The 21,567-nt window shown below is 34.0% G+C and carries 18 protein-coding genes; 12 read left to right on the plus strand and 6 right to left on the minus strand.

Translation table 11 applies throughout. The annotated features are described in order from the left end of the window. Positions 1-44 precede the first annotated feature (44 nt). The 3 genes from porM (at position 45) to GXM17_RS05600 (ending at position 3,772) form a co-directional block, all read left to right on the plus strand. Complete coding sequence (porM, locus tag GXM17_RS05590; RefSeq protein WP_163398297.1) at positions 45-1,586, plus strand: type IX secretion system motor protein PorM/GldM; 1,542 nt, start codon at positions 45-47, stop codon at positions 1,584-1,586. Positions 1,587-1,631: 45 nt separating this feature from the next. Next, positions 1,632-2,621 carry a type IX secretion system ring subunit PorN/GldN gene (porN, locus tag GXM17_RS05595; RefSeq protein ID WP_163398343.1) on the plus strand — a complete coding sequence of 330 codons (990 nt, stop codon included), beginning with the start codon at positions 1,632-1,634 and terminating at the stop codon, positions 2,619-2,621. Between the two features lie 77 nt (positions 2,622-2,698). Continuing rightward, complete coding sequence (locus GXM17_RS05600; RefSeq protein ID WP_163398298.1) at positions 2,699-3,772, plus strand: NAD(P)/FAD-dependent oxidoreductase; 1,074 nt, start codon at positions 2,699-2,701, stop codon at positions 3,770-3,772. Here the strand turns inward: GXM17_RS05600 and GXM17_RS05605 are convergent. Next, positions 3,753-4,136 (minus strand): DUF983 domain-containing protein, encoded by a 384-nt coding sequence (locus GXM17_RS05605; RefSeq protein ID WP_163398299.1) that lies wholly within the window; start codon positions 4,134-4,136, stop codon positions 3,753-3,755. The two genes, GXM17_RS05600 and GXM17_RS05605, sit on opposite strands and share 20 nt — an antisense overlap. Positions 4,137-4,201: 65 nt before the next feature. Here GXM17_RS05605 and GXM17_RS05610 point away from each other — a divergent pair, with 65 nt between their 5' ends. After that, on the plus strand, positions 4,202-6,118 hold the full coding sequence (locus tag GXM17_RS05610) for an ABC-F family ATP-binding cassette domain-containing protein (protein WP_163398300.1): 1,917 nt from the start codon (positions 4,202-4,204) through the stop codon (positions 6,116-6,118). A 239-nt stretch (positions 6,119-6,357) separates the two neighbouring features. On the opposite strand, the gene GXM17_RS05615 is transcribed toward GXM17_RS05610, so the two are convergent. Beyond that, positions 6,358-7,320 (minus strand): App1 family protein, encoded by a 963-nt coding sequence (locus tag GXM17_RS05615; RefSeq protein ID WP_163398301.1) that lies wholly within the window; start codon positions 7,318-7,320, stop codon positions 6,358-6,360. A 62-nt stretch (positions 7,321-7,382) separates the two neighbouring features. Here GXM17_RS05615 and GXM17_RS05620 point away from each other — a divergent pair, with 62 nt between their 5' ends. Further along, positions 7,383-8,252, plus strand: a complete 870-nt coding sequence (locus tag GXM17_RS05620) for a diacylglycerol/lipid kinase family protein (protein WP_163398302.1) — start codon at positions 7,383-7,385, stop codon at positions 8,250-8,252. Between the two features lie 8 nt (positions 8,253-8,260). Here GXM17_RS05620 and GXM17_RS05625 read toward each other — a convergent pair whose 3' ends face one another. Further along, positions 8,261-9,406, minus strand: coding sequence for a GNAT family N-acetyltransferase (locus GXM17_RS05625; protein ID WP_163398303.1), 1,146 nt, complete (start codon positions 9,404-9,406; stop codon positions 8,261-8,263). A 120-nt stretch (positions 9,407-9,526) separates the two neighbouring features. Continuing rightward, positions 9,527-10,015, minus strand: coding sequence for a DUF1761 domain-containing protein (locus tag GXM17_RS05630; RefSeq protein WP_163398304.1), 489 nt, complete (start codon positions 10,013-10,015; stop codon positions 9,527-9,529). A gap of 200 nt (positions 10,016-10,215) precedes the next feature. Here GXM17_RS05630 and GXM17_RS05635 point away from each other — a divergent pair, with 200 nt between their 5' ends. Next, positions 10,216-10,827 carry a leucine-rich repeat domain-containing protein gene (locus tag GXM17_RS05635; RefSeq protein ID WP_244307341.1) on the plus strand — a complete coding sequence of 204 codons (612 nt, stop codon included), beginning with the start codon at positions 10,216-10,218 and terminating at the stop codon, positions 10,825-10,827. Positions 10,828-11,046: 219 nt separating this feature from the next. Next, entirely contained in the window at positions 11,047-11,352 is a 306-nt protein-coding gene (locus GXM17_RS05640) for a hypothetical protein (protein ID WP_163398306.1), read from the plus strand. Between the two features lie 69 nt (positions 11,353-11,421). Here the strand turns inward: GXM17_RS05640 and GXM17_RS05645 are convergent, their stop codons facing one another. Both GXM17_RS05645 and GXM17_RS05650 read right to left on the minus strand, forming a co-directional pair. After that, positions 11,422-11,613, minus strand: a complete 192-nt coding sequence (locus GXM17_RS05645) for a hypothetical protein (RefSeq protein ID WP_163398307.1) — start codon at positions 11,611-11,613, stop codon at positions 11,422-11,424. A 74-nt stretch (positions 11,614-11,687) separates the two neighbouring features. After that, positions 11,688-12,296 (minus strand): RNA polymerase sigma factor, encoded by a 609-nt coding sequence (locus tag GXM17_RS05650; protein ID WP_163398308.1) that lies wholly within the window; start codon positions 12,294-12,296, stop codon positions 11,688-11,690. Positions 12,297-12,575: 279 nt separating this feature from the next. Here GXM17_RS05650 and GXM17_RS05655 point away from each other — a divergent pair, with 279 nt between their 5' ends. The 5 genes from GXM17_RS05655 to GXM17_RS05675 all read left to right on the plus strand — a co-directional run bounded on the left by GXM17_RS05655 (position 12,576) and on the right by GXM17_RS05675 (position 21,401). Next, positions 12,576-13,727 carry a FecR family protein gene (locus tag GXM17_RS05655; RefSeq protein ID WP_163398309.1) on the plus strand — a complete coding sequence of 384 codons (1,152 nt, stop codon included), beginning with the start codon at positions 12,576-12,578 and terminating at the stop codon, positions 13,725-13,727. Positions 13,728-13,954: 227 nt separating this feature from the next. After that, complete coding sequence (locus tag GXM17_RS05660) at positions 13,955-17,539, plus strand: SusC/RagA family TonB-linked outer membrane protein (protein WP_163398310.1); 3,585 nt, start codon at positions 13,955-13,957, stop codon at positions 17,537-17,539. A gap of 17 nt (positions 17,540-17,556) precedes the next feature. Beyond that, a complete protein-coding gene (locus GXM17_RS05665) occupies positions 17,557-18,963 on the plus strand; it encodes a RagB/SusD family nutrient uptake outer membrane protein (RefSeq protein ID WP_163398311.1) in 1,407 nt (468 codons plus the stop codon). Between the two features lie 76 nt (positions 18,964-19,039). After that, positions 19,040-20,239, plus strand: a complete 1,200-nt coding sequence (locus tag GXM17_RS05670) for a TlpA disulfide reductase family protein (RefSeq protein WP_163398312.1) — start codon at positions 19,040-19,042, stop codon at positions 20,237-20,239. 31 nt (positions 20,240-20,270) lie between these two features. Beyond that, positions 20,271-21,401 carry a TlpA disulfide reductase family protein gene (locus tag GXM17_RS05675; RefSeq protein WP_163398313.1) on the plus strand — a complete coding sequence of 377 codons (1,131 nt, stop codon included), beginning with the start codon at positions 20,271-20,273 and terminating at the stop codon, positions 21,399-21,401. Positions 21,402-21,567: the final 166 nt, after the last annotated feature.

Below are 21,567 nucleotides of genomic sequence, written 5' to 3' on the forward strand. Positions count from 1 at the left end.
TTTAACTATTATATTAAATTTTTAATAAAAACTAATTAGAAAAAATGGCAGGAGGAAAATTAACCCCTAGACAGAAGATGATTAACCTGATGTATCTGGTTTTCATCGCAATGTTAGCAATGAACGTATCTAAAGAAGTAATTTCAGGTTTCGGATTGTTTAACGAGAAATTTGAAGCTTCTAACGAAACATCAATAACAAATAATGCCTCTTTATTAACGGCTTTAGATCAAAAAGCGGCAGAAGCAAAAGGAGAATTTGCTATTGCAGCTCAAACTGCTCATAAAGTTGAGGCAATTTCTAATGACTTTTACGCTTACATAGGAACTTTAAAAGCTCAGGCTGTAGAAGGATTTGAAGTAGATAAAGCAACAGGAAAATTACCTTATGAGTCTATGGACAAGGGTGATAACATCGATAACTGGTTTACAGGTGACGGTTACACTAAAAAGGGTAATGAAATTATCGCTAAGATTGAAAAATATAAAGCCGATATCAAAGCTGCTTTAGGTACTGACAAAAAGTATGCTGGTATTATTGCTGAGGTAGAGAAAAAATTTGATCTTTCTGAAGTTAAAAATAAGGACGGTATTAAAGAGAAATATTTAGCTTATCATTTCAAAGGCTTTCCTGCAATTGCATCTGCTGCTAAACTTTCTGCATGGCAAAATGATGTTAAAAAAGTTGAAGCTGATGTTTATAATAGTGCATTAGGAAAAGCCGCTGTTGCCGCTGCTTCTTACAGCAATTATCAGGCAATTGTCGTTTTAGATAAAAATGCATATTTTCAGGGAGAAAAAGTTACTGGTAAAGTGGTTCTAGGTCGTTATGACGAAAATACGAAACCAACTTCATTCCAGGGGCCTGGGCAAATTGTTAACGGGCAAGCTGTTATCTCATTAACTGCCGGAGGTGTTGGAGAGCAGGATATTAATGGTCAGTTTACATTCTTAGAGGATGGAAAAAACATTCCGCTTAAATTTTCAGGAAAGTATGTAGTAGTTCCAAGACCAAACTCTGCTACTATCTCTGCTGATAAAATGAATGTAGTTTATAGAGGAGTTGTTAATCCAATCTCAGTTTCATTTGCTGGTGTAGATGCTAACAAAATTGTTGCTAGTGCTCCAGGTTTAAATTCAGCTGGCAAGCCAGGTAAGTATAACATGAGTCCTGGTTCTGGTACAGAAACGACCATTTCTGTTACAGGTACTTTACCAAACGGAGATAAAGTTACGGATAAGAAAACATTCAGAATTAAAGGAATTCCTGGGCCAACAGGTACAATTAGAGGCGAGATGGGGGTAGTTAAAGGACCGAAATCTAACTTAGAGATTGCTACGATTGGTGCTAAATTATTAGATTTTGATTTCGAAGTTGGTTTAGATGTTGTTGGATTTAATTTAAAAATTGCCGGACAGCCTACAGTTGTTGTTAGTGGAAACAGATTAAATGCACAATGTAAATCAGTACTTTCTAAAGCAGGAAGAGGAGATCAGGTTACTATTTCTGAAATTAAAACTAAACTTGTTGGGGCTGGTAGTTACTTATTACCAAGAACTGCTCCGGTAATTTACGAAATACAATAATAAAAGTAGGTAAAACTACGTTCAATATCTTATAATGATATCATGATGAAAGTAAGAAATTTTTTAATAGCTGTTATTTCTATCGCTGGAAGTTATACTTCTAATGCGCAATCTAACTTGCTTAATGCGAAGACACCTGATCAGATAGGACTTAAAACTCCTGCACAGCTTATTTCAGATAATGATAAGCCTTTGGCTTATGGCTATGTAGATGATAGAGATGTACTAATGGGAAAGACTACTTGGGAAATTATTGATTTAAATGAAAAAATCAATTTTCCATTATATTTTCCAGTAGACACAGCTAATATTGGTGCTGACAGACGTTCTCTTTATGACGTTTTAACGAAAGCTATGAAAAATGGCAAAATAACTGAAGTTTATGCTGATAGTTATTTTAATACTAAAAAATCTCTGAAAGACATCGAAGGGTCATTGTCACGTATTGATACCACAGATGCTGGTAGAGAACTGATAAACCAATATCCTGATGATTACAAATCACGTGTTGTTAAGAAAAAGGTAGTTACCGGAACTGGTAAAAAGAAAGTAGTTACTTATGTTGATGAAGTAGTAGGGCCTACGAGAACAGTTCCTGCAGAGTATATTCTAAAACAGGATCTTACTGCAGCTGATGTTTCTCAGTACAAAATAAAAGGTTATTGGTATTTCGATAAGCGTCAAAGTGAACTAAAATATCGTTTGCTTGGAATTTGTCCGGTAACTCCCGATGTTTATACGATGAATAGTGATGAGAAGGATTATATTGAATTGTTTTGGATTTTTTATCCAAATTCAAGAGAAGTTCTGCATGAAGCAAAAGCTTTCAATGACAACAATTCAGCACTTCCAATCTCATTTGACCAAATTCTTAATTCTAGAAGATTTAATGCTGTTGTATATAAAGAAGAAAACATGTATGGAGATCGTGAGATCAAAGAATACATGAAAGACAATGCGCAAAATCAATTGTTAGAGTCTGAAAGAGTAAAAGAAAAGATTCGTAATTTCGAACAAGATATGTGGAATTACTAAATTTGAAATTACATTATAATAAAAAACTCTTACTACTTTTGTAGTAAGAGTTTTTTTATTTTACCATTAAACAAAATATGCTTGACTATTTAATTATCGGATCTGGATTGGCAGGGATTTCCTTTTCTGAAATTGCCCTTAAGAACAATAAAACTATTTTGGTGATTGATGATCAATCTCAGAATTCGTCTAATGTTGCCGCAGGATTATATAATCCCGTAATTTTAAAACGTTTCAGCGAAGTTTGGGACGCCAAACGACAGTTAGTTTTAATGAATGATTTTTATAATCAGGTAGAAGATAAGCTGAATCATAAATTTATTTTTAAAATGCCTGTCTTAAGAAAGTTTTTCTCTATTGAAGAACAGAATAACTGGTTTGCTGCATCAGATAAAATAAATCTGGAACCTTTTTTATCTACTAAATTAATTTCTAAAAAGTTTAATGGTATTGATTCTCCATACAACTATGGTGAAGTTTTACATACTGGATATGTTAATACCTCCTTACTATTAGAAAAATACAAAGAATATTTGATTGAAAATAATTTATTGATTGAAGAAACGTTTGACAGTAATTGTATTAAGTTTTTAGATTTAGGAATTCAATATAAAGATGTCCGGGCTAAACATATTATTTTTGCGGAAGGTTTTGGGTTACATAAAAATCCATTTTTTAATTATCTTCCACTTGATGGTACAAAAGGAGAATTATTTATAATAAAAGCCCCAAATTTAAACCTTGATGTTATTGTAAATACAAGCGTTTTCATTCTCCCATTAGGAGAAAATCTTTTTAAGGTTGGTGCTACTTATAATTGGCATGATAAGACACCAGGACCAACAGAAGAAGGAAAAAAAGAGCTCTTAGAACGTATTAAAGAAATTATTACGTGCGATTTTGAAATTTTAAAACATTTTGCGGGTATTCGGCCAACAGTTGCTGATAGAAGGCCTCTTGTAGGAACTCATGAAGCACATAAAAATCTTCACATTTTAAATGGATTGGGAACCCGTGGAGTAATGCTTGGTCCTTCTTTAGCAAAGATATTATTTAATCATATCGAACACGGAGACCCGATTGATCTTGAAGCAGATATTAAACGATTCCATAAAAGATACTTAAAGTCTCTTATTTCTCACCAACCTTAGGATCATAAGAAACAAACATATTGATATATAAATTTCTGGCTAATCTTAAAACAAAAGGGAATAAAACGATTAAAGTAATAACAATTGCTAAAAATGATTGCTCGATTGTAGCCCCAAAAAATATAAATGACACTATAAATGCAGCTATTCCAACAGCTACATTCAGTCCGTAACTTACATACATTGCGCCATAAAAAAATGAGGGTTCTAATTGGTATTTTAATCCACAATGACTGCAATTTTCATTCATTTTGAGAACTTTAGTCAAATGGAGCAGATTTTTGTCTAAATACATACTTTCATTTTGGCATTTTGGACAACTTCCTGTTAAAATGCTATTTAGTTTGGATCCTTTTTTTAACATTTGCAAAAATTTTAAACAAAGGTACATTTTTGAACCTTTACTGATTGCAACTATAGTCACAAATTATGCTTAATATACACAATCTTTCGGTTTCTTTTGGAGGAACTTATTTATTTGAAGAAGTTACTTTTCGTTTGGGTGCAGGAGACCGCGTAGGTCTTGTTGGGAAAAACGGAGCGGGTAAATCCACGATGTTAAAAATGCTTGCAGGAGATTTTAAACCTGATTCGGGAGTTATTTCGCAGGAGAAAGATATCCGAATGGGGTTTTTACGCCAGGATATTGATTTTGAACAGGGAAGAACAGTTTTGGAGGAAGCTTATGAAGCTTTTACCGAAATTAAGATTGTAGAAAAAAAACTGGAAGAAATCAATCATCAACTTGTTACCAGAACCGATTATGAAAGTGAAGAATACAGCCAGATCATAGAAGATCTTTCCGATTATACCCATCGTTTTGAACTTCTTGGAGGTTATAACTATGTAGGAGACACAGAAAAAATCCTTTTGGGCTTAGGTTTTAAAAGAGAAGTTTTCAATAACCAGACTGAAACCTTTTCCGGAGGCTGGAGAATGCGTATTGAGCTGGCTAAATTATTATTGCAATCCAATGATGTTTTGTTGCTGGATGAACCCACGAACCACTTAGATATCGAAAGTATCATTTGGCTCGAGAATTTCCTTCGCAATTACCCCGGAGTTGTGGTGATTGTATCACACGATAAGATGTTTCTTGATAATGTGACAAATCGTACCATCGAAATTTCATTAGGAAAAGCATACGATTTCAATAAGCCGTATTCGCAATATTTAGAATTACGTCACGAAATTCGCGAAAAACAATTGGCAACTCAAAAGAATCAACAGAAAAAAATTGAGGAAACCGAAAAATTAATTGAGAAGTTCCGTGCCAAAGCTTCAAAAGCTTCCATGGCGCAATCGCTGATTAAAAAACTGGATAAAGTAGAACGAATTGAAGTTGATGAAGATGACAACTCAGTAATGAATATTTCGTTTCCGGTTTCAAAAGAGCCGGGAAAAGTAGTTATAGAAGCTGAACATGTAACGAAAGCTTACGGAGATAAAACGATTTTGAAAGATATTAGTCTTTTGGTTGAAAGGGGAAGCAAAATTGCTTTCGTCGGTCAAAACGGACAAGGAAAATCAACTTTCATCAAAGCACTGGTGAATGAATTTGAATATGAAGGAAATATCAAATTAGGTCATAACGTCCAGTTAGGATATTTTGCCCAAAATCAGGCCGAATATTTAGACGGAGAAATCACTTTACTGCAGACTATGGAAGATGCTGCTACTGATACTAACCGTATGAAAGTCCGCGATATGCTCGGTTCTTTCCTGTTTCGCGGAGATGATGTTGAGAAGAAGGTAAAAGTACTCTCAGGAGGAGAGCGTAACCGTCTGGCGCTTTGTAAACTGCTTCTTCAGCCAATCAATGTATTGCTGATGGATGAGCCTACCAACCACTTAGACATCAAATCTAAGAATGTTTTAAAAGCCGCTTTGCAAAAATTTGGAGGAACCCTTTTACTTGTTTCTCACGACAGGGATTTTCTTCAGGGAATGTCGAACATTGTGTATGAATTCAAAGACCAGAAAATTAAGGAATACCTGGGTGATATCAACTTTTTCTTAGAACAGCGCAATCTTGAAAATATGCGTGAGGTAGAGAAAAAAGATGTTGTTAAGGCAACAGCTCCCGTAAAAGAAGCGCCTAAAGCTTCCTACGAAGACCAAAAGAAAGGCAAAGCACTTCAGAACCGTTTAAGTAAAATAGAAAGTCAGATTCAGCAGCTGGAAAAAGATATCCAGCACGATGACAAAATGCTGGCTTCAAATTATGACAAGCATATAGAAGATGCCTCATTTTTTACTGCTTACAACAAAAAGAAACAAGATCTGGATCAATTACTGACTGACTGGGAAACCGTGCAGGAAGAAATTGACAATTTTAATTTATAATGTGATTTTCGGGAGCTAATCCGGCTTTCCGTTTCAAGTCCTCACTAAAAACCCTGATTTTTCTAAGCCATAAAACGAGCTTCCCCTGGTCGCTGTTTTCCGGCAGGAAAAATCAGGGTTTTTAGCTCCGGGCTTTCCACTACAATCCGGGCTAAAAGAGCTCCGGTTTTAAGTTTATCGTTTGGGATTTCAGTTTTCAGGTTGCTAACTCGTAATCCGTAACTTTTTATTGATACTCCTTATTTGATAATTCCAATAGACTTCGAATGCGCAATTGCCTCGCTGCTTTCTCTAAAATAGCACGCCGCTACATCAAGCGATTCTAAATTTTTCATGATTTTTCTGACTTCCGACTTTTGAGTTTTTCCGGTTTGCCTGATATAAACCGCAATCACGGTAACCGGGAATATTTTGCATATTTGCTCATACAAAAAGGGATCATGCTGTGAGTCATCTCCCAATAAAACATATTTAAGATTCGGATAGAACTCCAAAACATGCTTAATTTTGTCGAATTTATGATTGTGATTGCCTCTTCCGCTCAGAAAAAAATCAGTTATACCTCTTTTGATATCCTTCAGTAAAATAACTGCTCTTGGGAGTTGATGTATTTTGGTAAATTTTACAATAAAACGATACAGATTCCATTCGCTGCTGGAAATATAAAAAAAGGCATTTTGTTCTTGTTTGTTATTTCTTCCTGCTGAACTTAAGGCCTGGTAATGCGGAACGACACCTTTAAAAACTTTTCTGTCGTTTACGTTTTTAAATAAAAGAATGTATATTTTCCTAAATATATTTCGTGTGTGCGAAATTAAAAAAGTATCATCAATATCAGATATGATTCCAAGATTTCCTTCATGAGGTCTGATAAAACTGCCTTTGCAGGAGATAATTTCTGTTTTGTATCTGATGCTGACTTCATATTCCATCCATCCAAAATGAAACTCCTTTTCAAGCGGGATACAAAATTTGAAATAACCATCATCCAAAGTTTTGGTATGTATTTCTTTTTCACCAAATTTCAGGTAAATATCAAAATTTTGAATCGTCTTTATCCTAAACTGATTAATAATCGAACGGGCATTTTTTAAGTTTTTCTTCTGAAAATCATACTCATACGTTCTTTTAAATACATGCCCCATTACAATTAATTCCTGTTTATTGGCATAACCGCGATATAATTGTAAAATTGGTTTCATTAATTGTGTATATTTATGTAACTGTAATTTAATTAATTTAATTGGTTTTTAAATAGAAAATTTTGAAAAAGAACATCATATTCATCGTAAATCCTATTTCAGGAGATCTTGATAAATCTGATCTGCTTGGGGCAGTCAGGGAGTTTGCATCCACAAATAATTTTGATTTAGAGGTATATGAAACTACCGGAAAAAATGATGAAAAACATATCCATGACTTATACAAAAAATATAGTCCGGAAAGAATTGTAGTAGCCGGAGGTGACGGAACCATAAAAATGGTTGCTGAAGCAATGGAACAGGATGATGTAATTATTGGAATTTTGCCAGCCGGTTCAGCAAACGGACTTTCTGTTGATTTAAACCTGCCATCAACAATTGAGGAAAATCTTAAAATTGCTTTTCTGAATCATTATATCGAAATGGATATGATTTGCATTAACGGAAAAAAAAGTATTCATTTAAGCGATTTAGGTTTAAATGCTGACCTTGTTAAAAATTACGAAGAAAGTGACATACGCGGTTTTTGGGGTTATGCTTTGCAGGCATTTACAACTCTTACAGAGGCGAACGAACCGTTTGTTGCCACAATTACGGCAAACAAAAAAAAGGTTCAACACGTTGCAAGAATGATCGTAATTGCCAATTCTCAAAAATATGGAACTGGGGTAACAATCAATCCCAATGGCGCAATGAACGATGGTAAATTTGAATTAGTGATCCTGAAAAATCTTGATTTATTCCTTATTGGAAAAATAATTACCGGTAACATGCCGATTGATTCTGAAGATGTGGTTATTATTTCTACCGATCAGGCCACTATTGAAACGGATTATCCTGTGAGTTTTCAGATCGATGGTGAATATTGCGGCGCGCAGAAGTCATTGGAAATTCATATCCTGCACAAACAAATGAAAATTGCGATTCCTTAAAAAAGTAATTATTTATAAGGGTTTCGTTCCTGCCAGTCGGTTTTTGGTTCCAGATAGTTAAAAAATCGGGCAATATTGTGATTGATTAAGGCATTACTATGTGTAATGAGCCCATACATTTTTACAGGTTTTGCCCCTACAGAACTTTTGATTTCCAGGGCAGTCCTGGCAAAAACAATTTCCTTAAACCCTTTCTTGATGGAGTAGGCAATCATGTCGTAAAGCATATTGAGATATAGCATTTTTTCGCGCTGTATACTTTCGTCATAGCCTAAAAAATAGGTGTCCATTGTCTCACCATTTTTTATAAGCGTATTAAAACCGATTAGTTTTTCGTCTAAAAAATAGCCATACAGCAAAAAATCATCTTTCATGATTTCTTTAAAAAAGCTAAAATGGTTTCTGGCAAGGAAAAAAGTATTAAAAGGAGCATTTTTAGCAACATGAAAGTAGAGTTCGTAAATAACGTCTTCATATTTTCGAATGTCAGATAAGCTCATTTTTTGTTTTACGATTCCGTCTGCTTTTTTTCTGGCACGTTTGTATTGGTCACGGTATTTTTTTGATAAAGCATTAATGTAATCCTGTTCTGTTTTCCAGTTTTTATTGATTTCAAAAACCATATTAGGCTGGGTAGAAAACGTATAATTTTTCTTGAATTCGGCCTGCAGCGGTTCAATTTCTTTAGCGGTAAAATCTTTTATGCTAATAATATGAACTTTTTTACCACTTGCTTTTAAATCTTTTTTAAGCTGAGTAACAGATTTATGAAGTGTTTTAATGGCTTTTGCTTGTTTAATGTTTTTATCAAAAGCAAAAGCATTTTGCCCGGTCAGCATATTGTTGCCTACGAAGAGTACGTGCGAAGCGAAATTCTTAAGGGCAAAATTGCGAACAGACGTTTTTAAACACTTATCACGCTCTCCAAATGATTCCAGTTTTTCTGCAAATAAAAATTGGGTAAGGACAATCCCGATAAGTTTTTCTTCTTCAAAGATTCCGATGTAATGACAGGTCATATTTACCGGACAGGAATTTTCCAGTACTTCGAGATATTCCCGTGCCAAAAAAATGTTTTCTGAAGCCAGTGAGTTCCATTCTAAAGGAAGTAGGGATGTATTTTTGTATATTTGGAAAGAATAGTTTGTATCCAAGTTTTGAGCTAATTTCTTCAAAATTAGATAATATTTGCAATAACCAATTTGCTTTAAGTTATTATTAAGAAAAAATCCGTTTGAATTTAGATTTCAAACGGATTCAATTTCTTCGATTTATTAGGCATAAGCGCAAACAATTCCTCCAATAATGGTAAGGTTGACGATCCAGTATCCTGCGTGAATAAAAATATATTTCCAGGATTTTCTTTCGAATAAACCATTAATTCCAATTACAGGAAAAGCAAAAAATAAACCGGCCATAAAGCCATGAAGTGCCCCATGCTTAAAAGTACGGAAAGCTGTTCCGTAATCAGCCATAAAAGCATGAAAAGAGGGTTTAGCACTTTCTATCATGGGTGGTCCGCCGATCATTCCCAGTGCGCCCGACTGATGAATTGTAAACGACATTAAAGCCATAGAAATCAGCACAGAGAAAATGTATGTAAATCCAAAAATTTTGAGCATGTTTCCGGATCTAAGCTCTTCATGTGTGAAATTATTTTCTCTCATCCAGATGGTTCCAAATACTTTTGGATTGTACCAGATAAATCCAACTACCAGCGTAACCAATGCAGCTGCCAGAAATGTAATAAAGTTAATTTCCATAGTTAAAGGTTTTTTTAATTAGTTGTTCAAATTTAATTAAAAATTCAGCGTAAAATGTATTTATTTTCAGTATAAAAAAGTGCCGTCTTTACTTATTAACAGTTTATTGACATTGCTTGCCATAAAGTTTTAAAACATATAATTTTGCAGAAACTTCCATGCCCCGACATATGCGAAAATTTTATTTTTTGTTTTTAATAATGGCCCTGTCAAATTCAGTTTTTGCAGATACGATTTCTGATAAAGAAAAGGATGCATTATTAAAATTATACCATACAACGAAAGGAGAAGAGTGGACAATAAAATGGGATCTTGCTTTATCAGTATCAACCTGGCATGGAGTAGAAATCAGTAATGGTAAAGTTGTGGGACTAAATCTGGCGGGTAATAATTTAAAAGGACAACTGCCTTCTTCTATTGGCAATTTACAAAATCTGGAAACGCTTTCCCTTTTTAATAATCAGTTAGAAGGAGTTCTGCCGGATTCAGTTTATGATATTTCGACTTTGAAAATTCTGCTTTTGAATAACAATAAACTTTCAGGCCACCTGAGTCCTAAAATTGGAAATTTTAATTCTTTGGAAAATCTTAGCTTGTTTTATAACAATTTTGAGGGTAAAATTCCGGATGAACTGGAAAACCTCAATCATTTGTCTGAAATGAACCTTTCATACAACAAATTCAAAGGTTCTGTTTCAAAAAAGCTTACTTTGCTCGATTCATTGAATATGACAATGTTTGATGAAAATGGAAATCCTTTTTTACTCGATGTAAAAGAACAAAAAGATAATACTAGTATAATCGTAAATTAATCATGCTTATGAATGAATTTTACTCGTGAAAAAAGTTGATTAAATATTTTTAGTTAATTGTGAAAAAACCGTAATTCGTTGCGGTTTTTTTATGCTAAAAAAAGTATAATTTAGTATGAAGGAATATAACGTTTTGCTTTTTTTTCATAATTTTAATTAATTAAATAACAATTTAAGCTTACTATAAAATAAATTCTAACCTTTAATAATAATAATATCATGGTAATACATTATCAGGGAAAACAACACGGAAAAAGCACTAAGTTCACCATTAGAATAATTGGTAACAACCTATCAAAAAGCAGTTCAAACTACCAGATAGATTTATTAGTAGGCGATAAACAATTGCCATTGTTTACTTCTGAAATTCATCAGAGTTTGTCTAATTGCCTGAAAGAGATTTATTTGTTTAGAAAACATAACGGAATCACTTTTGAGGAATCTTCAGAAAAAATAGAAACATTATTAGTGTCTTACGATAAAGTTTTATACGATTACAACAAATATGCATTGTTTAGAGCGTAATCGAGTAAGATATTAAGAACAAAAGACTGCCATTCACAGCAGTCTTTTTCTATTTTAAGTGAGATAAATTTATACGATTTGTTTTTCTTTCCTGAAATTCCTCCATCCAAAACCAACTAATAACAAATTGAATAAGACCAAAGGTAAAAAGGTTTTTACAAAATCGGTTTTTGAGACATCTTCAAAAGTTTCAACCTTAAATTTAGACCAGTTTTCTTTTTTTGCATCTGCATTGTCAAAAATTTTCGGATATAAATACAAGCGCAGTTAAGTTGCAAATATAACATTCTTATTTGCAAAAGAAAAAATAAAATCGTTTTATCCTTATGAATTTATTAAAATCGATTTAAATCAATTTTTTTCTTTTTTCCGAAGAACATAAACAAAACACTTTTTACCTTTTCTTCGAGTGAAGAGCGTAAAATTGAAAACGCTTTGGTAATCTGTGCTTCAACAGTTTTGATGGAAACATCAAGGTGTTCCGCAATTTCTATATTGGTCAAACCTTCTTTTTTACTTAGAATGAAAACTTCCCTGCATTTTGGAGGCAAACTTTCAATCTCTTTATTTACTACCTTTAATATGCGTTGAAAAGATTCAGAATCATCTTCAAGAACAACTGAGTTTAAGGCATCATGATAGGTTTTTTCCAGAGAAAACAAGGATTGATTTTTTCTGTATAAATCGATAAACTCGTTATACACAGATTTATAAAGAAAACTTTTGATAGAGTGATCCGATTTTAATCGTGTTCTTTGCTCCCAAATTTTAATAAAAACATTCTGAACGATGTCTTCGGCACTGTAAATGTTTTTGGCAAGACTGTTGGCATAAACACAAAGTTTATGATGGTAGATGTCGATGAGGTACGTATAGGCGCTTTCATCTCCATTTCGAAGAGATTCGATCAGTACATTATTATCGTTGTAATCATCAGATTTCATAGTAACAAATATATAAATTTAAAATTTTTTGGACTTAAAATCTGAATGGGTATTTCCCGAAAAAGCTTGTATTAAGATTTTCTATTTGAATTTTATTACAAATAAATTCGCAAAAAGATGTAATGATGTGGCATTTTATTTTTAAGTTCTATCAATATAATAGAATTTATTGAAAGAAAAGACTTGTAAAAAACAAAAAAATCAGTAAAAACAAAAAATCTTTGTCAAATTGTTAGGGTTTTGCTTTTTGGCTTCGTAATAATATTAAAAAAAGAAAAAATGACAGTAAAAAAGTCAGAGCGATTAATGGTGAAATTTATCACAAATCAGGCCAGTCAGGATGAAATTGAACAGCTGACGGAGTGGTTAAAAGATGAAAAAAACCAAATTGAGTTCAGGGAATTTGTAAAAACAAATTACGCCATTGATACGACTATGAACAATTTCGATTCTGCTGAAGTAAGAAAGCAACTAACCCAAAGAATTCAGAAAGAAAACAGTGTTTTTTATAAAAGAAGATTTTCTTCTTATTATAAATATGCAGCGATTCTGGTTGTCGCTTTGGGGGGATTTTATTTTTATAAAAATTCCAATGTATCGATAGAAAAACAAAATGTAGTTATTCCGAGACAGGATGAAATTGTTTTACAATTAGATAATAATTCGGAACAAGAAATTGATACAGCTGATACCCGAAATCTGACCGATAAAGATGGAAACATTATTGGGAGACAGGAAAAAAACAGACTGGTGTATAACAAAAAGTATGCAGAAGGAAAACTGGTTTACAATACGATTAAAATTCCGTACGGTAAAAAATTTGAAATACAATTATCAGACGGGACTATTGTGCATCTGAATGCAGGAACTCAATTGACATATCCGGTACAGTTCTTAAAAAAAGGGGGACGAAAAGTGGATTTGACCGGAGAAGCCTATTTTGAAGTTGCCAAAGACAAGGCGCATCCGTTTACCGTAAATACACATGAAATGAGCGTTGAGGTTTTGGGAACCAGGTTTAATGCAGATGCGTATATGGATAATGCAAGTACTGATATTGTTTTGGTTGAAGGTAAAGTTTCGCTTTATAAAGGTTTGAAAACAAATGAAAATCAGGTGTATTTAAAACCGGGTTTCAAGGGATCGAATATAAAAGGGAAATCGACAATTGCAACAGAGGAAGTCAATACAGATTATTATACTGCCTGGGTAAAAGGAGGATTGGTGTTCAAAAATGCTCCGTTTAGCGATATTATCAAAAAGCTGGAACGCCGCTATAATGTGACTTTCATTAACAGAAATAAAATGCTCGGAAAAGAAATTTTTAATGCCCGTTTTGATAATGAGCCGATTGAAGTTGTCCTGAAATATTTTAGTGACAGTTATGCTATTGATTACATAATTGATAGAGATAAGATTACTATTAAATAACAATGTCAATGTCAAAAATCAATATCAAAAGGGAATGCTAAAAATTGCTAATAGTGATAATTTCAAAAATTAATGACAATAACATAAAATTTAAAATCTAAAGAAGCCTATGTAACAAAAGTCCAAAAAGGAACCGTAAAAAAAACCGGAAAATGCGCCAACATTTCCCGGTATAAAGAATGCGGTCAGTTAATTAACCAACCAACATTAAAAAACATTTTAAAAGTATGAAAAAACTATTGAACAAAATCAGGTTCGACAAGCCTTTTTTGAAATTTGATTTGAAGATGAAATTGACTACACTATTATTATTAACCACTCTATCAGTTATGCAGGCGGGTGTGACCTATTCTCAAAAGGCCAGACTTTCTTTCAATGCCAGCAACATGACTGTTGGAAAAGCAATTGAGAAGCTTGAATATACCAGCGATTACAGATTTGTTTACAACGTAAGATCGGTTGATTTAGATCGTAAAATAGATGTTAACATAACCAATGCTTCTATTGAGACGATTCTGAATACAATCTTTAAAGATTCAGGTACCGATTTTAAAGTGAGCGGTTCTCATATTGTTCTAACCCCTAAAAAAGCACCGGCTGAAAAACCTGTTGCAAAAGAAGTGCAGGATTTTATAGTAAAAGGTAGAGTTACAGATGAAAAAGGAATGCCTTTAGTGGGTGCTGCAATTTCTGATAACGGTTCAGGTCGTGGTGTTCAGACAGATTTTAACGGTGAATATCAGATTATTGCAGTGAGTGATAAAACCACTTTAGCTTTTGCCTATTTGGGATATATTAGGCAGGAAATAAAAGTTGAAGGAAGAAGCATTATTAATGTTGTGTTGAAGGAAGATGTTCAGGAATTAGAAGGGATAGTATTAACTACAGGATATCAAAATATTACTGCAGAGAAAGCTACAGGTGCTTATTCAAATTTAAAGGCAAAAGATTTTCAGGAGCAGCGTTTAAGCAGTTTAAACTCGATTTTAGAAGGACGTATTGTAGGGTATCAGGATGGTAAAATTCGTGGAACGACTACTATGACCGGAACAACAACTCCCTTATATGTTATTGACGGATTTCCTGTTGAGAATACAAAATTAACCCCGTATTCTGCTCTTGATGAAAATGTGCCCAACCTGAATTTAGAGGATATTGAAACCATTACTATTTTAAAAGATGCAGCAGCTTCTTCTATTTACGGAGCACGTGCGGCAAATGGAGTTGTAGTGATTACAACTAAAAAAGCAAAAGCAGGAAAAACAAATATTTCGTTTTCAAGTAACTTAACCGTTACACCTTACAGAAACTACACAGGAAACCTTACTGATTCTGCCGATATTATTGGTTTAGAAAGAGGATGGGCAGCAGGAAACCCTAATTTGCAGGGAGCGAATGCAGGTACTTATGCAAAATCTTTATTAAGTAATGCTGTATTTACGAGTTTAGGAATGCAGACAATTTTAAACGGTTATGCCGGAAATATTTCTCAGACAGAAGCAAATAATCGCTTAAACTCCTTAGCTGGTCAAGGTTCTAAATATTTTGATGATATTGCAAGATATGCCAAACGTGATCAGTATTTTATGCAGCATAACATTAGTTTGGGTAAGGCAACTGACAGCAATACTTTTAATGCTTCGTTGACTTATAAAGACAATCAGCTTGAAGATGTTTATTCAGAAAATGAGTCAGTTGGTATCAATTTAAAAAACACAACCCAGATTAACAACTGGCTTTCTTTGGACTTAGGAACTTATATTAATTATGGTAAAGGAGATACGCAGAGTTATTTTGCTTCCCAGCCTAATTTTACTTCAGGACCAGGATTCAAATATCAGCCATACAACCAATTGGTTAATAACGACGGAACTAATTTTGTTTCTACTGCAGCATCCCGTTACAATGCTTTTACGCTTCAGTCTTTACAGAATTATGGACTTTACAATATGGACATTACACCAATGGATGAGTTTGGAAGAAATCTGATCGAAAGCAAAAATTTCTTAAACAGAACATTTGCTAAATTTAATGCAAAAATCAGTAAAGCATTCAATTACAATGCAATGTTTCAATACGAATACGCAGCGGATCGTACAAGTCAGTTATTTGAAAAAGAATCATACTATGTTAGAAATAAAGTAAATGGTATGGTTACTATTGTGAATAACAAACCGGTTTATAATTTGCCTTACGGAGATATTATAAAAGAAGCAAATCAATATAATAATGCTTATAATTTCCGTCAACAGCTAAATTTTAATCAGACTTTCCATGAAAAGCATGATGTGTCTGCCATTGCAGGTATGGAAATTCGTCATACAAAACTAGAATATACAGACAATACACGTTATGGTTATGATGATCAGACTTTAGGTTTTGCCCCAATAAATCAGGCTGATTTGCTAAAAGTGTATGGAAGTGTTTTTAGCGGATATATGACACAAAATGAATTTTCGTTAGAAAGAGAATTGATAAACCGTTATGTTTCGGTATATGGGACAGGTGGTTATACATATGACGGAAAGTATGCTGCAACAGGAAGTTTACGTTGGGATCGTTCCAATCTCTGGGGAACAGACAGTAAATATCAGAATAAACCAACCTGGTCAACCGGTGTTGCATGGAATATTGATAAAGAATCATTTTTTAAAGTTTCGTGGGTAGATGCGCTTAAAGTTCGTGCTTCTTATGGTATTGGCGGAAATATTGCCAAAAATTCAGCACCATATTTAACAGCTTATTACAACTCTAATTCAAATGTTGGAGGCAATCAGGGAACTGTTAGTTCGAGACCAAATCCTGAATTATCCTGGGAAAAAACAACTACAATCAATATCGGTTTAGATTTCGCATTATTCAAAAACAGATTAAGCGGTACTGTGGATTTATACAACAAAAAAGGAGAAGATTTATTAGCGAGCAGTCAGGGAATTCCAACAGAAGGATGGGGCTATTCTACTTATAAAACGAATAATGGAGAAATGACCAATAAGGGTATCGAAGTTAGTATAAGAGGTACTATTGTAAAAACACCATCATTTTCATGGGATGCAGCAGTTTTGTATGCTTATAACAAAAATAATGTCGATTACGTAGATGTAGAAGCTCCTGCTTATTATTTACAATTAGATCAGGCTCAGGCTTTTCCAAGAGTAGGAACAAGTTATAATTCTATTTATGGTTACAAATGGGCTGGCTTAAGCAACACAGGAGTGCCTCAGGTCTACGATGCTTCAGGAACAGCAGTAAAATATAATCCGGCTCAGTTAGAAGCGATTAAAGATTATGGTTCAACAGTACCTACGCACAGTGGGTCTTTCCATACTTCCGCTAATTATAAAAACTTCTCACTTTCTGCACTTTTTATCTACGAATTAGGACATAAAGTAAGAAATACATTCCTGCCAATGTTGAGTAATAGCTACAATGGTGCTGCAGGTGGATATGTAACTGACATTACCGTGGTTAACAATCATATTGCAAACCGTTGGATGCAGCCTGGTGATGAGGCTTTTACAGATGTGCCGAGAGCAGTATACGAGTATGAATCAGACTTTAGTTCAGATTCACGTACTATTTATTCGTATGCAGACATCAACATTCTTGATGCATCAAATGTGAGATTAAGCAACATTTCATTGGCCTATAAAATGCCAAGTGCGCTTATTAAGAGAGTAAAATTAGACGGTGTACGTTTCAATCTAAATGCAGAAAACGTATACACTTTTGCCCAAAGCAGAGATGCTAAATATCTTTTAGGCGGCTTCCAGTCTCCAAGTTTTGTTTTGGGAGTAAATGTTAATTTCTAATTTAAAAAGTCGAGAAGATGAAAAATATATATAAAAAAATAGCGTGCTTGTTAGCTTTAGGAGTAACTTTTGCATCATGCGAAAATTATCTGGATGATGCTCCAAAAGGATCTAAAATACCAACAACCTTAGCAGATTACGAAGCCTTTTTACGTGACGAATACACCAATCACAGAGTTGATATAACTGGAGCTTCACAACTATTAAATGATCAATATGTAACTGTTGCTTCTTTAGCGAGTAATAGATTATATAATGCAAATTATATGTGGGACGAAAATGCTGACCGTATTGCATTGAAAGTTTCAGATGAAACGATGTATTATTCGAGTTATGCCGGAATTTCGACTTTTAACTTAATAATCGAAAATGCATTGAGTACAACAAATGCTACAGAAGCAGAACAAAGAGTAGTGTGGGCAGAAGCAAAAGTATTGCGTGCTATGAATTACTTTAATCTGGTTAATTTTTATGCCGATACGTATGATGCTTCTACGGCTTCTACAAAATTATCTGTACCATTAATTACAAGTGCCAATATTAATGCGCCGAATAAACAGGTAACGATTCAGGAGATGTATGATTTCATTTTGAATGATGTTAAAGAAGCTTTGCCATATTTACCAAAAGTTTCACAAACGGCGCTGCATCCAAACTTAGGAGCTGGTTATGCTTTTTATTCACGAGTTTATCTGCAAATGAATAATTATACAGAAGCTTTAAAATATGCAGATCTGGCATTGGCAGAAAACAATAAACTGTACGACTGGATCGCATTTTATAATGCAAATAAAACACTTATTGAAACTCCTGCTAATTACACCACATTTACATCTCCTATGGGATTTAATTATGTGGAGAATTATACCTATCGTCATGGCACTTACAATAGTTTAACGACAGAAAACAGTATTCCTGTAGAACGGGCAGCTCGTTTTGAAAGCGGAGATGCACGTTTCTTGTCACGTTGGAAAATTTACACTGTTGGTGCTGAAACCTATTACAGAAGAACCTTATCTGGTGCTTTTAATTTTGGGGGAATCACCACTGTCGAAGTATATTTGATTAAAGCAGAATGTCTGGCACGAGCTAACCAAATTAGTGATGCATTGGCTGTTTTGAATACCGTTCGTAAGACCCGTATTCTTCCCGCATCTTATCAGGATATTTCGACTACAGACAAAGCAATAGCTTTGAAAGCTATTTTCAGAACAAAAAACAATGAACTTACGAACACGTTGATTCCTTTTGCAGATGCACGCCGCTTAAATGCTGAAGGTGTTTATCCGGTTAGTTTTTCGAAAGTAGCTAACGGAACAACTTATACGTTATCATCAACTTCTCATATGTGGACAATGCCTTTTCCACAGGGAGCTGTAAAAAATCCAGGTAACGGAACGCTTACTCAAAATGTAGAAAAATAAAAATCCCAAAGCTTCCTGAGTAGGATTTTCGAAAGGGGAGTTTTTTTCTAAAGTATCAACAAAATATCAATCAAAAATGAACACAATTAAATATAAAATTTTAGGACTGAGTATCTGTATGTTTGTGTTTACGAACATTCACGCTCAAAAGAAAAAAACAGAACCAGCAGCAACGTCTTATACTATTGATGGTACTATAACTGGTCTTGAAGACGGAACAGTTGTAAAATTAATTCCGGGAGCAACGTATTCTTCAGAATCTGCAGTTGCAGAAACCATCCTTAAAGTCGGAAAATTTACGTTTACAGGAAAATTAAACGAGCCTCGTTTTTTTTACCTGATTTTTGGTAAAAACAAAGGGAGTATTCCTGTGATGGCTGAAAATGCTAAAATAAAAGTAACAGCTAAGGGAAGTGTTTCAACTCAGGAGGGAGAATACATAAGCTTTAAAGACGTTTCTGTTACAGGTTCAAAATCACATGATTATTATAAAAAGGAAACTGCTTATCGAGCAGATTTAGACAAAGCTTATGCGGCTTATCACACACCTGAATCAGACGAATTAAGTAAATTGATTCACAAAGCACGTCAAGATAAAGAAACTAAAAAAATAGATTCACTTCAAAATCTTCCGGTTTGGAAAAAATTTGAGGCTGATGAAAAAGCATTTTTTAGGGATGTAGAAAAAAAGATGACCGATTTAATTGTACGAAATAAGGATTCCTGGTGGGGACCGCTTTTTATGATGACGCAATTCTCTTATTTGACTCCAGAACAGAAACCTCTTTTTGAACAATTTTCAGAAACAGCCAAAAACAGTTACTACGGAAAACAGGTAGATGCCGAAGTGAATCCAAAATCATTTGTTGGAACTGGTGTAGAGGCTTTTAGCTTAAATGATAAAGACGGAAAATCAATTGCGATAAAAGATATTGCTAAAGGGAAAAAGTATATTTTGATTGATTTTTGGGCTTCCTGGTGTGCGCCTTGCCGTAAAGAAATTCCAAATTTGAAAAAAGCCTATGAAGAATTTGCGACCAGGGGTTTTGAGATCGTGAGTATTTCTACTGATGACAATCAAAAAGCCTGGAATACGGCTATGACTAAAGAAAATATGCCCTGGCCTAATTTGTTAGACAATGATGTAGTGAGCAAATCATTTAATGTAAAAACCATTCCAGCTACTTTTTTAATGGATGAAAAAGGTGTAATTGTCGCGACAGATTTGAGAGGCGAAGCATTAGATGCTAAGTTAAAAGAATTATTGAAATCGTAATTTGATTTTTCAAAAATATAAAAATAGCAACATGAAGAATACAATCTTAAAATCAGGTTTGGCAGTTTTAACGCTTGCGGCCGCAATTACCTCCTGCTCGAAAAAGGAAGGTTTTACGGTTAACGGAAACATTCCGGGACAAAAAGACGGAACTGTTTATTTAGAATTTCTGGATGGTGGCCAAACCGTTGTTAAGGATTCTGCAAAAATCGTTGACGGTAAATTTAGCTTTGCAGGAAAAGTAGAAGAGCCTTTGCGATACAGCATTAAGTTAAAAGGTCAGGAATACGGAAAAGTGTTTATTTTATCTAACGAAACTATTGGATTTACAGCGCACAAAGATTCAGTTTATATGGCGAAATTGTCCGGAGCAACGCAGGATTCTATTTATTCTTCGTATTATAAAAATGAGTTTAAAAAGATCCAGAATGTTGCCGGACCAATTTATAAATTGTCAGATTCATTATCGCAAAACGGAAAAGTAAAACTTACCGCTGAGCAACAAGGCATGATGGATAAAAAATGGAAAGATTTGCAGACTCAGGCAGATGATCTGACTTTCAAATTTATCAAATCACATAAAGATCAGGTTGCAGGTGTATTGGTTTTGGATGACCGTTTGGTGACTTACGGAACACCGGAGCAGGTAAACGAATATTTTGCAATTTTAAGTCCGGAAATACAAAACTCTTATTTTGGTAAAAAAATAAAAGAAGGAATAGAACTTAACAATAAAACGGCTGTCGGTGTAGTAGCTCCACAATTTTCTCAAACTGACGTAAACGGAAAAGTGGTAAAATTATCTGATTACAAAGGCAAATATGTATTGGTTGATTTTTGGGCAAGCTGGTGCGGACCATGCCGTAAAGAAAATCCAAATGTAGTTTTGGCTTACAAAACCTATCATGACAAAGGATTTGATGTTCTTGGAGTTTCTCTGGATGATAAAAAGAATCTTTGGGAAAAAGCAATCGAAAAAGACGGTTTAACCTGGACACATGTTTCGGATTTAAAAGGATGGAAAAACGAAGCAGCTGTTTTGTACGGTGTAAAATTAGTACCAACAAACTATTTAATAGGCCCTGACGGAAAAATCGTGGCTAAAAATCTGAGAGAAGCCGAGCTTCAGTCAAAACTGAAAGAAATTTTCAGTAAATCATAATTAGTAAATTGACTTTTAATTCAAAAAAAATTAAACACATAGAAACATAGATTTTATTTTAAAAAAAAGGTGAAGAAAGAGAAATTCATTTCTCAAACATAGTAAGACTATGTTTCTTTTAAATAATTAAAAAGCCTTTTACAGGTTCCAAATAACTATGTGTTTA

The sequence above is a fragment of the Flavobacterium fluviatile genome (genome assembly GCF_010645065.1).
Taxonomy (GTDB): domain Bacteria; phylum Bacteroidota; class Bacteroidia; order Flavobacteriales; family Flavobacteriaceae; genus Flavobacterium; species Flavobacterium fluviatile.

Bases quoted from the DNA above. Each gene is read 5' to 3' on its own strand.
- GXM17_RS05610 (WP_163398300.1), top strand. From the start codon at position 4,202: ATGCTTAATATACACAATCTTTCGGTTTCTTTTGGAGGAACTTATTTA.
- GXM17_RS05600 (WP_163398298.1), top strand. From the start codon at position 2,699: ATGCTTGACTATTTAATTATCGGATCTGGATTGGCAGGGATTTCCTTT.
- GXM17_RS05655 (WP_163398309.1), top strand. From the start codon at position 12,576: ATGACAGTAAAAAAGTCAGAGCGATTAATGGTGAAATTTATCACAAAT.
- GXM17_RS05615 (WP_163398301.1), bottom strand. From the start codon at position 7,320: ATGAAACCAATTTTACAATTATATCGCGGTTATGCCAATAAACAGGAA.
- GXM17_RS05630 (WP_163398304.1), bottom strand. From the start codon at position 10,015: ATGGAAATTAACTTTATTACATTTCTGGCAGCTGCATTGGTTACGCTG.
- GXM17_RS05665 (WP_163398311.1), top strand. From the start codon at position 17,557: ATGAAAAATATATATAAAAAAATAGCGTGCTTGTTAGCTTTAGGAGTA.
- GXM17_RS05675 (WP_163398313.1), top strand. From the start codon at position 20,271: ATGAAGAATACAATCTTAAAATCAGGTTTGGCAGTTTTAACGCTTGCG.
- GXM17_RS05640 (WP_163398306.1), top strand. From the start codon at position 11,047: ATGGTAATACATTATCAGGGAAAACAACACGGAAAAAGCACTAAGTTC.
- GXM17_RS05635 (WP_244307341.1), top strand. From the start codon at position 10,216: ATGGCCCTGTCAAATTCAGTTTTTGCAGATACGATTTCTGATAAAGAA.
- porN (WP_163398343.1), top strand. From the start codon at position 1,632: ATGAAAGTAAGAAATTTTTTAATAGCTGTTATTTCTATCGCTGGAAGT.
- GXM17_RS05605 (WP_163398299.1), bottom strand. From the start codon at position 4,136: ATGTTAAAAAAAGGATCCAAACTAAATAGCATTTTAACAGGAAGTTGT.
- GXM17_RS05670 (WP_163398312.1), top strand. From the start codon at position 19,040: ATGAACACAATTAAATATAAAATTTTAGGACTGAGTATCTGTATGTTT.
- GXM17_RS05650 (WP_163398308.1), bottom strand. From the start codon at position 12,296: ATGAAATCTGATGATTACAACGATAATAATGTACTGATCGAATCTCTT.
- porM (WP_163398297.1), top strand. From the start codon at position 45: ATGGCAGGAGGAAAATTAACCCCTAGACAGAAGATGATTAACCTGATG.
- GXM17_RS05660 (WP_163398310.1), top strand. From the start codon at position 13,955: ATGAAAAAACTATTGAACAAAATCAGGTTCGACAAGCCTTTTTTGAAA.